This is a genomic window from Psychrobacter sp. 78a-MNA-CIBAN-0178 (assembly GCF_040309625.1).
In the GTDB taxonomy this organism is placed as follows: domain Bacteria; phylum Pseudomonadota; class Gammaproteobacteria; order Pseudomonadales; family Moraxellaceae; genus Psychrobacter; species Psychrobacter okhotskensis.
The window spans coordinates 1-13,214 of record NZ_JBEOOZ010000003.1; the positions used below are offsets into that span (position 1 = coordinate 1).

12 protein-coding genes and 1 pseudogene are annotated in these 13,214 nt (G+C 44.0%); 6 read left to right on the top strand and 7 right to left on the bottom strand.

What is annotated here, in order from left to right:
* The 3 genes and pseudogenes from AAEY80_RS14975 to AAEY80_RS03000 all read right to left on the bottom strand — a co-directional run.
* Positions 1-128 (bottom strand): annotated as a pseudogene (locus AAEY80_RS14975) (IS256 family transposase); the annotation flags it as partial.
* A gap of 92 nt (positions 129-220) precedes the next feature.
* On the bottom strand, positions 221-1,303 hold the full coding sequence (locus tag AAEY80_RS02995) for an XAC2610-related protein (protein WP_025652481.1): 1,083 nt from the start codon (positions 1,301-1,303) through the stop codon (positions 221-223).
* A 143-nt stretch (positions 1,304-1,446) separates the two neighbouring features.
* Positions 1,447-1,815 carry a hypothetical protein gene (locus AAEY80_RS03000; RefSeq protein WP_025652480.1) on the bottom strand — a complete coding sequence of 123 codons (369 nt, stop codon included), beginning with the start codon at positions 1,813-1,815 and terminating at the stop codon, positions 1,447-1,449.
* A gap of 427 nt (positions 1,816-2,242) precedes the next feature.
* Between AAEY80_RS03000 and AAEY80_RS03005 the strand changes: the two genes are divergently transcribed.
* Positions 2,243-2,404, top strand: coding sequence for a hypothetical protein (locus AAEY80_RS03005; RefSeq protein WP_227502363.1), 162 nt, complete (start codon positions 2,243-2,245; stop codon positions 2,402-2,404).
* Between the two features lie 29 nt (positions 2,405-2,433).
* On the opposite strand, the gene AAEY80_RS03010 is transcribed toward AAEY80_RS03005, so the two are convergent.
* The gene (locus AAEY80_RS03010) at positions 2,434-3,105 is read right to left on the bottom strand and encodes a GNAT family N-acetyltransferase (RefSeq protein WP_350587866.1); all 672 of its coding nucleotides are present in this window, start codon (positions 3,103-3,105) and stop codon (positions 2,434-2,436) included.
* 93 nt (positions 3,106-3,198) lie between these two features.
* A complete protein-coding gene (locus AAEY80_RS03015; RefSeq protein ID WP_350587867.1) occupies positions 3,199-4,836 on the bottom strand; it encodes an FAD-dependent oxidoreductase in 1,638 nt (545 codons plus the stop codon).
* Between the two features lie 452 nt (positions 4,837-5,288).
* On the opposite strand from AAEY80_RS03015, the gene truD reads away from it, so the two are divergent.
* Positions 5,289-6,515, top strand: a complete 1,227-nt coding sequence (truD, locus tag AAEY80_RS03020) for a tRNA pseudouridine(13) synthase TruD (protein WP_350587868.1) — start codon at positions 5,289-5,291, stop codon at positions 6,513-6,515.
* A gap of 18 nt (positions 6,516-6,533) precedes the next feature.
* Here truD and AAEY80_RS03025 read toward each other — a convergent pair whose 3' ends face one another.
* Both AAEY80_RS03025 and AAEY80_RS03030 read right to left on the bottom strand, forming a co-directional pair.
* Positions 6,534-7,982 (bottom strand): GGDEF domain-containing protein, encoded by a 1,449-nt coding sequence (locus AAEY80_RS03025; protein WP_350587869.1) that lies wholly within the window; start codon positions 7,980-7,982, stop codon positions 6,534-6,536.
* Positions 7,983-8,223: 241 nt separating this feature from the next.
* Positions 8,224-9,105: a PHP domain-containing protein gene (locus AAEY80_RS03030; protein WP_101212426.1), complete on the bottom strand. Its 882-nt coding sequence runs from the start codon at positions 9,103-9,105 to the stop codon at positions 8,224-8,226.
* Positions 9,106-9,276: 171 nt separating this feature from the next.
* Between AAEY80_RS03030 and ispZ the strand changes: the two genes are divergently transcribed.
* The 4 genes from ispZ (at position 9,277) to mnmC2 (ending at position 13,167) form a co-directional block, all read left to right on the top strand.
* Positions 9,277-9,828 (top strand): septation protein IspZ, encoded by a 552-nt coding sequence (gene ispZ / locus AAEY80_RS03035; protein WP_025652473.1) that lies wholly within the window; start codon positions 9,277-9,279, stop codon positions 9,826-9,828.
* 176 nt (positions 9,829-10,004) lie between these two features.
* Entirely contained in the window at positions 10,005-10,334 is a 330-nt protein-coding gene (locus tag AAEY80_RS03040; protein ID WP_025652472.1) for a YciI family protein, read from the top strand.
* Positions 10,335-10,414: 80 nt separating this feature from the next.
* Entirely contained in the window at positions 10,415-10,786 is a 372-nt protein-coding gene (locus AAEY80_RS03045) for an SH3 domain-containing protein (protein ID WP_227692001.1), read from the top strand.
* A gap of 335 nt (positions 10,787-11,121) precedes the next feature.
* Positions 11,122-13,167: a tRNA (5-methylaminomethyl-2-thiouridine)(34)-methyltransferase MnmC2 gene (mnmC2, locus tag AAEY80_RS03050; RefSeq protein ID WP_025652470.1), complete on the top strand. Its 2,046-nt coding sequence runs from the start codon at positions 11,122-11,124 to the stop codon at positions 13,165-13,167.
* Positions 13,168-13,214: the final 47 nt, after the last annotated feature.

Consider the following 13,214-nt stretch of genomic DNA (forward strand, 5'->3'; position numbering starts at 1 on the left):
TCAGCTTCTAGGGCGGTATCAATAAACGATTGCATGAGCTGCTTTTGGAAGTCTTTGATGTCATCGAAGCTGTTCATGCTACCAGCCATTTGCTCGGCCAGTTTTTTAATGTCAGATTGAGTAGTCATTGCTTATTCTCCGGTTAATGGATTATAAGCAGTTACACAGTTTTTAGGAAACTCCCACTATCTCTCACTTTAACGAATTATTTCGATATTCTTTATCTCACCCTTACATTTTTGAAATGAGTAACTTCATCCAAATTGCCTTGCACACTATTAGGTTGCGACTTTAACAGCACTGTCTGGTTAGGTAGCTTTACCGTGATGCCTTGGTTATTGATTTTATAGAGCACAGGTCTGTTGGTGAAGCTCAGTGTCTTCGTTGTTTTATCATAGTCAAACTGTCCTTCATAAAGCAGCTCAATTCTGTCTTCTTTATTTGCAAAAGCATAATATAATTGCTCGCTGCCATCTTTATACTGACTATCAATCACCAGTTTTTTGCCATTATCTATAATAAGGGTATAAATATAAGGTAGTGTGCCCGCTGCATTCTGATCATCATATTGCGGTAGCATTTCATAATTCTCGACCTTCATTTTGCCATTGACCCTTTTGCTTTCAGTAATAGATAGCAGGCTTCTTGAGTTATATTCTTCCTCAATAATACGCACCGCTACTGGCTTATTATTGATGACCTTAAACTCTTTAAACTGATGCCATGCTGCGCCACTCTTAGTCATCGTGTTTAAGGTTTTACTGTCTTTATCTATGCCAAAAAATCCGCAATAGCCTTGCGCTAGTTCAGTAAAACCTTCGCTAAGCACGAACCTGCTCCCTTGCTTGAGATAAACCTGATAAGAAGGCCCGCCGTAACAGCCGTAGCGACCATCTTGCAGTGCCAAGTCTTTTTTATTATCAAAATTAAAGTCATCGTATATGAGTACGCTATGTTCGCCATAATGCCTATTGGCAATATTAGCGCTAACCTTGTTGCCTAGTTGGTACGCTTCACTATTGCTCAGCTCATACTCTATATCAATATCAGTTGGCTGGCTGATAAGGGTTTGCTTGGTTTTGGCATCTATAATATTTATACTAGTGTTTTCTTCACTATCCTCATCGGCGCTAGTCTGAATAACCGCATAGTAATCGTCAGAAAAATCCTGAATCTGATAGTGCTGATTTGAGGTTTGAGCCAAAGCTGGCAATGTTGACATAAAAACAAGCGCACCGGTCATTATCGTCGTTGCTCTGAATCCTCTTTTAAACAAGCCTTTAGATAGAATATTGCTAGTCATCGGATAATCCTTATTCGCTTATTTTTTATTATCATAGGTCTTATAGAACAATATAAACCACTCATCAGCTATTGTTAAGTACAAAAAAAGGCGCTACTTAAGCGCCCTGTTTATATCATTACTTTTAACAGCTTTATAAGCCGCTATTGAGTCAATACCCAAGTGCCATTAACATCATTAACTTTAAAGGTACCACTATCTGTACGGCTTTTACCACCAATCGTTTGCGTGACGTCAGCAGTGCACAAATAAGTGTTGTCACCTTCGGTAGTATCGCAGCTTACGTTTTCTACTTTTTCAAGCGTTGGCATCATCCCTTCCATCATGCCGCTCACAGCTTTTGCCATCTCATCATTGCCCGCATTTGCCATAGCATCATCCATCATACTGTTGGCCTTATCATACTGAGCTTGGATAAGTGCCTCTACATCGCTTTCAGAAGGACCACTAGAGCAAGCCGCGAATAATGGCGTGAGAAGTAGTATCAGCGCGAGTTTTTTTAGGTTTTTCATATCGTTCTCAATGTATCTATAATGTTGCTTAATTATACAGATTCCTTTCTATAAACCCAACTTAATTTTAGAAAATAAAGTCAATTTTATTCGTGAGTGGTTTTTATAGTCAAAATATCCTAGGGCGTGTCTTCAATTCACTCGATAGTCATCTAAATGGGCTAAAAATGCGACGCTATTGCTGATATTGATTTCTTGTAGCCTCTGTCTGTACAGGCACAGCAAGCAAGAAAAATTGATATGAGCAGTGCACGATTTATCGATATTACTTTTCACTCATTATACATTTCGATAAGATGGAAAGATTAAAGTATGCCGCATACAGACAGTCCATTATCGATGCTGTTATGATGATAGTATCAATAATAGTTGCGAGATGGCTGTGTGGCAAATCTACCTTTATATATTACCCATAGGCTTAGGGATTATGACATTAGCAGCAAGCTTATTATGCCTGTTTGCTTACTTAATGTCTGATGACAATGCCACGCGCTTGCCTGCTTTCAACTGGTTTAAGCGTTTAATTATCGTGGCATTTATTCTGCTAAGTATTGGCTTGTTTATGACCTTTGGGCATTTTTGGGGTTAGCTCAAGTTTGAGATGGATAAAACCCACTTTTATGCGTTAACAATTTTCTCCAGTTCTAATAACTCTAAGTCCTGACGTTTGGGCTCGCCATTATTACCATCGTCTGGAAACGGCATTTTATTACCGTTTAGCTGATAGCCACGGCGCTGATAATAAGCCAATAGCTCAGGGCGATGGCTCAATATAGACATGGTCAGACGACTTGGCTGCTGATTATTTTGCTGATCACTTGATGACAAATGTCTTCCTGCGAAAGTCTCTGCCGCTTGTAGAATTATATTACCCACGCCCTGCCCTTGCAGCTGTGGATGTACCGCAAACATGCCGATATACGCTTTATTCTTACTGTCAGTGCTATTAAGGTCGCTCTTATTTGTATCAGCATTAACTTTTATATCGACCGCAATACAACCCAATAGCTCACCAGTCTCCTCTCCATCGCGTTCGCCCGTTATGGTTTTTGGGTACACGAACAGATAGTGTTTTGGATTGGCAATGGTGCTTGCCAGCTCAGCTTGAGTGATACGAATACCACCGACTAAATCCGCTTCATTGGTCCAGCCTTCCGTCTGCCGATAGCAACGGTTTAGTAACTGTTCGAGTGCGTCAATATCATCCGCTTCTGCTTGTCGTAAAAATACTGATTCTCTATTCAAGTGGTTTTTGCCTGTCTGTTCTTTATTTATCTGTTCTTTATTCATGAAACTGGTCGTCCTTTTCCGTCAACATAATATAAAAGGCTGACCCAAATCAATAGGCCAGCCTTTATAGTAAACCCTAAAACCTTCTAAATGCTAGCGTGATAATGCCTGCGCTTGCTCAATGAGATTAAATCCTGCATTAATTTGCGCGCGCGTTGGCGCATGACCACGGCGGAGTAGCTCAGAAAAGGCGACCAGCTCTTTATCACGCCCTAACGTGCTAGCAGCACTCGCACGCGTATCTTCCCCATCGTCATCAAAGTAATATTCGATATAATCTAGCGTATCTGGCGAGCCAAACAAGATTTTACTATCTGGCGAAGCAGCGTGTCCGCTATAGCGTAGGCTTTTGCCATATTGTGCCGTCCAAAAGAAAGGGATACGTTCCTCTAGCGAGTTGACATTGTCTTGATTTAAGATAGCTGCTGCCGTCACGATGCCATGTTGCAGAGCCACCCGCCAATGCTCAATACGCATACGTCCCATTTGGTTGGTCGCTTTGGCAATATCACCCAACGCATAGACGCCATCACGCAGTTGTAGATGCTCATCCACTTGGACGCCATCTGGAGCGTTCACCTCATTTAATAGCTCGGTACGTGGTGCTACGCCAGTACCTAAAATGACAACATCTGCTGCAATCGTACTGCCATCTGACAGTTTTACACCGCTGACTTTACTACCTTCTCCATTGATTTCATCAACACCCGCACCAAATGCGAACTTCACCCCTTTTTCTTCGTGGAGTTTGATGAGCGCATTACTCACCGTTTTAGAGACGATATTGCTCATGACGCGGCGGCTGCGCCCAATAACGGTGACAGATGCTGCCTTCTCCGCCTCCATTAAAGCAGACGCTGCTTCCATTCCGATAAAGCCCGTACCTACAATGACGACGTGCTTGTTATCACTGGCAGCTTTGATGTCTTTGGCATCATCCATACTGCGTAGCGTATAGACACCATCCAGCTCAGCACCTTTAAAAGGTGGTATCTTAGGCTCAGCACCTGTCGCGACGACTAAGAAGTCTGCTGTGTGCTGCTCACTATTGCCACTCTCGTCTTCCATCACGATAGTGCGTTCATTGGGTAATACTTCGCTGACGGTTTGGTTTAAGCGTAGCTCGATATTATTTTTACTGGCCCACTCGCTGCCGCCAAGCATCAGATATTTCTCTTCCATTTTTCCAGCTAAAAATGCTTTCGACAATAGAGGACGGTTGTAAGGGGCTGTATCATCTTTACTGATTAAGGTAATCTTGCCGCCATAACCTGTATGACGCAACTGATTGGCGGTCATAAAGCCTGCGCCACCGCCCCCAACAATAATGGTATGCGTATCTGTCATTTTATCATTAGCAACACTATTATCTATCTTCGCTGAGGGATTGACAATTAGGCTATCGCCCTCATCTGTCAGCTCATATTGAGTCAGGCCGCGCATAGCAACAGGCTCTAAGAGCGAGCCATCGCGACTGTCAAAACTGCCATGGTGCCAAGGACAGACCACGCGATTGCCACAGCGCATACCGTCACCGAGATCTGCACCAACATGAGGGCATTTGCCATCAAAAGCAAAAAACTCATCCTCATCACGGGTGATTAAAATGATACTATCGTCTTTTTGCTTATATGACTTCATGCCGCCACTTGGGATGTCAGACTTATTAATAGTCACTAGATTTTTGGCAGCGATTTTATTATTGGCTTGGTTATCACTAACTTGGCTCATAGGTCATCCTTAACAGTTATAATTGTTTACTGAATAAAACGCGTTTGAGATATTCGATACACTTTAAAAAATACAGGTTTACTAGGGCGTGTCCTCAATTCAATTGATCATATCTAAACGGGCTAAAAATGGCTAAATTTTGCCAAACATCGTTAAATAGCTGGTTAATATCCCGATATTATCTGCGCTATTTTCCTTGTTTGACTGCAATTTATCTCATTTTTATCACCATTTTTAAAATGAGGACACGCCCTAAGAATTACTATATTTAAAAAAGCAGATTCATTGATAGTAGCAAGCCCAGTTAGCGTACGCTGTTTATTTGTATGTTTACTGCGTTGCAAAACGTAACTTTTTAACCTTCACTAACCTTCCGAATCCTTTTGCTAGTCTTTAATACGTCGCTTTACTCTCCCAATCTAAAACCTATCATTAAAATAAAAGATAACTTTATGACTTCTCAAAATCAAGACAACCAGAACGAAATGACCGTTAATTCTACTTCTCAACCTGACTCAGACAGTAAGCCATCTAATAATGAACAGCTTGATATCACTAGTGTCGATATCGAAGCCGCGACGGATACTGCGCAATTACCACAGCCAAACTTGCCACCTATCAAACAAGCGACTTACAAGACACATAATACAGATTTCGTCGTCAATGAAATATTGCCGTTAGAGTTTACAGGCGAGGGTGAGCATCTATGGCTACATATAGAGAAGTCAGGGATAAATACGGCCTATCTGGCTAAATTACTGTCAGAGTGGGCAGAGATTCCCTTACGTGATGTCGGTTACTCAGGACTCAAAGACCGTCATGCGCTGACGACGCAGTGGTTTAGCCTACGAATACCAAAAAAGCAATTGCCAGAGTCTGAGTTTGCACCTGTAGATATCAGCGACAACGAGTCTGTCACTATACTTGCCCAACATTGGCACAATAAAAAGCTTAATCGCGGTACACATAGGGCCAATCAATTTATTATCACCTTGCGAGATATTGAATTGGAAAACGACGATAAGTCGTCTGTAGAACAGCATTTAGCCCATATAAGCATAACGGGCGTGCCCAATTATTTTGGTCCACAGCGTTTTGGATGGAATGGTAATAATATTAGAGAAGCATTGTCGCTGTTTGCGCGTCCAGCGCCAGATAATAGACCACAGCCAAAAAAGAGCAAACGTAAAAAATCACCGCGCGAGCAAAACAGCATGGAATTGTCTGCTGCGCGTAGCTTGATATTTAATGAAATCTTAGCAGCGCGGGTACGGGATAGCAGTTGGAATACAGGGCTGGCAGGTGAAGTGTTCAATCTTGATGGATCAGGATCTATATTTGCCGCTGAGCAGCTGGACGATACATTACGCGCGCGCCTTGCTAGTGGCGATATTCATCCAACCGCAGTGATGTGGGGTACAAGCAACGACAAGGTGACCAGCGCAGCGGCTGACATCGAAAACGATACCGTTCAGCACAGTGTTTTATTATTACAACTGGCAACAGGTCTGGAGCAACGTGAAATTAAAGCGCAAAGGCGAGCGCTACGTTTGCCGATAGAAGCATTAACATGGCGCTGGATGGATGAGCAGACTTTGGTGTTAGATTTCACCCTAACTACAGGAAGCTTTGCCACTAGCGTATTGGCAAGTCTAGTACAGAACTTACAGAGCGCTTAAAACGATTATAAAGACCGCTTAAACCTGATAACTCGGCCGCGTCATAGCCTGTACGTCAATCAGCTCATTAGCGCTTACGACCTGATTGCGATTACGTGCTTTGGCTACATAGAGAGCTTCATCAGCTAGGTTGATGAGGCATTGACAAACGCGATCCGGTAAAAGTTGTGCCTCTGTCGCCTGCACTGTTTTGGTACTTCTCAACCTAAATAACGGTACTGTATGACGATTTTGAGGGGTTACCTGCGTTGTCGCCTCTGCAAATTCTTGCTTAATACGATCTCGTTCTGCCGCGCTAAACGTATATAACCCTAGACTGGCGGTGACTTGAAAACTTGGCTTATTACAGGTTTGTACCACATGACTACTAATATTATCTCGCAGGGTCTCAGCGATAGCCATCGCTTCTTTATGAGCCGTATCTGGCAGCACAATCAAAAACTCCTCACCACCATAGCGACTGACGATCGCCTCCTCTGTCAAAGACTGTAATAACGTCTGCGCCACCTCAAACAAAACCTGATCACCGATATCGTGTCCATAATTGTCATTGACCTCTTTAAACCAATCTAAATCCAATAAAATGACACTAAAATCTTGATCCTCGTCCACTGTCATGAGCGCCTGCTGCATTTGTGTCAGGCCATAACGGCGGTTTTTGAGCTTGGTTAACTCGTCTTGATTGGCATGTAACAAGATCTCGCTTTTACTATCATCCAATATCAATAACAGGGTACGAAACATATATACGATAAAAACGGCTTTGGGCAGGGCTAAATACACATGAGTTGAGCGCCAAAAGAGCGTTGACGATTGTTGTAAGGCACTAACACTGTCCCAGCCTAGCGCTGTATTTTTAAAGATGGCAGCGGCAACCATGTTCTCGACCGCCATGACTTCGTTATAAGTTAGATAACTTGGGCTATCAAGAATGGGGTAGATCACTGTTAACTGGCGCAAATTGGGCAAATCGATACCGAAATAAGGCGCTACAATAGCCAACAAAATCAGTAAAACCTGCAGCAAAAACACCCGCCACGCATAACGCCGCTTGATCAGCACCATGCCTAACATGGCGCCGCCAACCAACGATACTCCTGCAAACAAACTGCTGTAGCCTATCATCACGACGACCACAGCAATATAAAGGGTATAAGGCACAATTAACATAATTTGCCATTTACTCAAGTCTTTACAGTTGTCTCTAGTACGAGATAAGTAGCCGGTCAGCCACCAAAAAAACAACCCCATTACTGTCACTCCCAACCATAATGGATATAACAGAGGGATATTGACATAATCATCGAGCGCATCTCGAAAGCACCAGACCATCAAGCACCACAGCCAATGGGTGGAGATTTCTATCACCATAAATAAGGCCAGCAGCGACGCCCTATCGGCCGCCTGCCATTCAAAAATAACTCGGGAGAGTCTTTTATAGCCTAGATGAGATATCTTTACAGCCATAATTGGGCTACCGCAGATAGTATAAAGTTAGTAAGCTCAAATTAAAAAACAGTTCTCTTTGCCTTAAGCTTACTCTGAATAGCGCGTTTAGTCTGATAATTTTTACTTTATTTATAGCGTTGCTGTACTGGCTAATATACTAGGGTATATCCTCATAAAATGAGGGTTCAGTTTAAAAAATAATCATTTGTTGATCAAGTAGTTGAATCATACTTATCGATTATTTATAACGATTTTTAAATTAAGACAAAGTCGCAAAAGACTGCCAAATACCTTGCTGTTCAGGGTGCAATACTGGTACATCACCTATACGTCGCCACGGCATATTACTACCATGGAAGTCACTCCCTATCGAGGTAACGAGCTGGTGCTCGGCTATGCTGCGATCCACCATTCTACGAGTACTAATCGGCTCACTATTGGCAGGCAGCTCACAAGCATCGCCGCCCAACTGAGCGAACTCTTCGATAAGCTTACGTACTCGCGTCGCCGAGAGCTGATAGCGCGTTGGGTGCGCTAGGACTGCTTTGCCGCCGCACGCATGGATCAGCTCAATCCCATGCTGCATCGTCAATGCCTCGATTGCCACATAAGCGGGTTTATTGTCCGCCAAATACTTATCAAAGGCTTTTTGTACCGTCTTTACGTCACCGCGCTCAAACAGCACTTGACCAATATGCGCGCGTCCAACCGCTTGTGGATTGCCGCCAGCTTTATCCAGTATCGCTTGCCATAGCGTATCAAAATCAATCTCTAGCAGCGTACTGAGCTTTTCGGCGATACGCTGACCACGAGTCGCACGACTGTCTTGTAATTGCTGCAATGTTGCGTGCATTTTATCAAAATCGGTAAAATCCAATCCCAGCACATGAATGATCTTGTTGGTAGATTTATTTTTGCCATAACCACCGCTCAGCGTATGCTCACAGCTGATTTCAACGCCGTTAATAAGCGTCATGCCGCAGCCCGTGGCAGTTGCCCTCGCCTCATCGATGCCGGCTAGGGTATCGTGGTCTGTCAATGCCAATACATCGACACCAGCCGCATGGGCACGCTGCACCACTTCCGTTGGCGCATAGGTGCCATCAGAGCAAGTACTGTGACAATGTAAATCGATTTTCATAAAAATAGCCTTAAGGTTTTGAATATGGTAATGATCATGAGTATGGTATCAATAAAATGCAAGAAAATGGCAAAGGCAGGTCATATAAAACGATTATCGTGTTGATTGCTTTTTTTTGGTGCAGTAGACGTGTAAACTACCCTATACGTTTTGTTGGACATGCCACACGCTATGAAAGCCCTATTAGACTTTATTCCCTTAATTGCTTTTTTTATTGTCGCCCGTACCCAAGGTATTTTGGCGGCAGCAGGCGCTTTACTGATTGCCACGATTGTTGTCTATGCTATTCACTTTATTCGCCAAAAAGGTAAATTTGATAAGCAGCAATGGGTGGTTTTATTATTGACCATCGTATTCTGTGGCGGCACGCTGTTGCTACGCGATGACATTTACTTGCGCTGGAAGTCACCGATTATTAACGGCATCTTTGCCTTGACGTTATTTGTCAGTGCCGCTATTAACAAGCCGTTGATGCAGTTGGCCATGAAAGAGGTCTTTACCCTTACGCTCAGTGGTTGGAAGAAGCTAACCGTCGCTTGGGCGCTGTTTTTTGCCATGATGGGTGTACTACATTATATCACGGCATTTACCATGTCAGATGAGGCTTGGATTAACTTCAAAACTTACGGCTGGATTCCCATTATGTTGGTGTTCGTGGTCGCGCAGTTTGCAGTATTAAAAAAATATATCAATCCAGCGCTGACCGATAAAGCGGCTAAATAAGCACTGGTTAGGTAAATAGTCGCTAGATAAGTAAGCATAAGAATAGTCCAACACTCGCCATTTGGTATGCAAGTTTATTATCTTATAATAACTGATTACTGCTAAATTCTAATATTGATAATGATTAATCAGTAACGATGGTACGGTTTATTATTACTGTTTATTAAGGAATTATTATGTCTTTATTCGCCATTATTGGTCATGACGTTGCTAATAGCAGCGCACAACGGCAGATCACCCGTGCTGAGCACGTCGAGCGTCTGCAAGCATTAGACCGCGAACAACGGTTAATTATCGCAGGTCCGACCCCTATTGAGCATGGTAAAAGCGAGATGTCAGGCAGCTTAATCATCGCTGACTTTGACTCACTTGAGGCAGCACAAACATGGGCAAACGCTGAGCCCTATCTTCGCGATGGTGTGTACAGTCACGTCGACATTAGACCCTTTATCCATACATTGCCCAAGCCAGATGATAGCGCCTCAGACAAAGTAGTCAAATCGTGAATCAGTGCGTATCCTGGTCAAAAAACCGCTACTATCAACGCAGTCTTGCTAGCGTCATGCTAATCACGGCTATGTCAGCAATGACAGCGTACGCTGCGCCAACGGTCACAAATGTGAATACCGCTACGACAGATCCGTTAGCTACAGCGCCGTTAGATGGACAAGCGGCTACCACGCCAGCAATGAATCCTAATTCAAGCCTTGATATTAATAATACCTTGGCAGCACAGTTGCAACCTTCCAACAAGGCGCTAAACGCTGCCAATCAAGAGCTGCTCAGTCGCAATGCCCAACTACAACGACAGGTCAATGACTTGCAGACCCAAGCCAATGTGTTGGTTTATGAGAGTAAAGGTCAGCTGTTTTTATATGGCGCGTTCACGGTATTGATCAGCTTATTGGTAGGTATTTTTGTGTCTTGGTTAGTATTTGTGCGCCGTGAACGCTGGTAATAGCTGCATATCTATACTTAACGGCACTTAACGGCATTTGATGGACTTAAATTTCTCTGATGCTTCCCATATATCGTCAATCCAAAATAATATCAATACAATGAAACCGAGTGCAAGCTATACATGAGTATGGTCAGTGAGGTGGATGCTGTCGTGATATTATGGTTGACATATAGTCAAACTATTCTAAAACGCGATGGTATTGCTGATATCAATTTTTTGTCGCCTCTGTCTACGCGGGCACAGCAAGCAAGAAAAATGGATATCAGCAGTGCCTGATGTGTCGATATTATTCCTCACTCACTATAGCTAAAAACGCTCCTAAGAACTTTGCCATGTCTAACGCTCAAATTAAAAATGCTGAACAGCCCAATATTATTACGCCTGCCAACATCGATTGGCAAACGGATGATACGGGCAATAGAGTGCCGGTATCAGGCGAGTTTGGTGATGTCTACTTCTCACACGCCGATGGTCTAGCAGAGTCGCGCCACGTGTTTTTAGCGCACAACCAACTGCCCGCGCGCCTCGCAAACCTTGCCCCAAAGCAATGCTTTACAATCGCTGAGTTAGGCTTTGGGACAGGACTGAATCTTTTAGCGACTTGGCAACTATGGCGACAGCTGCGTGATAAGCAGCCACACTTAGCCACTGCTCGCCTGCATTTTATAACGACAGAAAAATATCCTATTCCCCTTGCAGATTTAACGCAGATACTCACCTTGTGGGGGCAGCGCGCGCCTGAGCTTACCGAATTCATTGAGCCTCTACTAACGGCATACCCACCCCTTATCGCGGGCTGTCATCGTTTGAAGTTTTTTGAGGATAATCTGACCGTTGATATATGGCTTGGCGATGCGGCCGATAGCTTGGGCAAATTAGCAGTAGATACATCCCTTAAGCCTACGCCCTACATCGATGCTTGGTTTTTAGACGGCTTTGCCCCTTCTTGCAATAGCAGCTTATGGGCTGACGCTATCTTTGCACAAATGCAGCGTTTATCACGACCAATGACTACCGCCGCTACCTATAGCTGTGCCGGTATCGTCAAACGTGCATTGCAAGAGTGCGGCTTTCAGATTAAAAAAGTAAAGGGCTTTGGCCGTAAACGCGAAATGCTAACGGCAGTCATGAGTGATCCTAAGCTCGCAGATGATAACCATAGTATAAATGGTAATGCTGCGCTGCCTAGCGAGCGTGAGCAGAGCCATACCGTCGTTATTGGTGCAGGCGTCTCTGGGCTGCTAACGGCTTGGTCACTGGCCAATCGCGGCATTCAAGTCAGCTTGCTAGATAAATCAGCGCCTTTAGCGGGTGCTTCAGGTAACCCACGCGCCCTACTCGCGCCCAAAATGACACCGCTTCATCATGTCGACGAGCATCTGCATAGCATAGGCTATCTCTACAGCAGTCGGCTCTATCGCCTATTTAATACCAGGGCTGAGAAAGAAGGCATAGCACCGATAATTGAGCCAACTGGCGCGCTTGATTTGTTAATCAAAGCCAATATCGGTACAGAGCAAATCGCTGATTATCCTGACGATATGGCAACCACACTTTCCTGTGAACAGGCACAAAACGCGAGCGGCTTAAAAGTGCAGAATTTATCAGAGAACTTGTATTTGCCCCAGTCTGGCTTAGTCAATCCGCAGGCTTTAAAAAATATCATACTCATGCATCCGCTCATCCGTTTTCAACAATTAGACGTTAATAGTATTAGCGAAGCGCAGGAGCATGTTTGTATTGAGGGCATTAACCAAGATAAAGGTTTGCTCTCTATTACCGCTGATAATGTCGTCATTTGCGCAGCTTATGAAAGCCATACGCTGGACAAGCGTATTTTTGATTGCCGTAAAATTCGCGGTCAGCTCTCGTGGTTTGTCCCAACCGCTGAGCAGTACGCGAAGCTACCCAAAATACCTTTGAAATATAGCGGTTACTGCGCCTCATTTACCGGGCAAACGGGTGATGAACAATTAAATAAGGTAATAACAGGTGCACCGCATTTATTACTGGGGGCTAGCTTTATACGCGATGACACAGCCACGGATATTCGTCATGAAGAACACAGTATTAGCCGTGAAAAACTAATCACTGCCATACCTGAACTCGCGTCCATTATTCCATCAGATACTTTGCTTTGGCAAGGACGAGCGGGCATTCGCACCCAAACGCCTGATTATCATCCAATCGTTGGACAGTTAGCCCAAAGCAAACGGATGTGGCTTATGAGTGCGATGGGTGCTAAGGGTTATGCACTGGCACCCATATGCGCTGAGGCCTTGGCAGATATGATGTTAGGGTCGTTTCCACCCTTATCGACAGCGATGCTTGCGCGCCTGTCGCCAAATCGTACACGCTTGCAGACGCCGCTCATTTAAGCAATTTGAGCATAGCGAACAAATTTAGCTATACTTTTTACCTATTT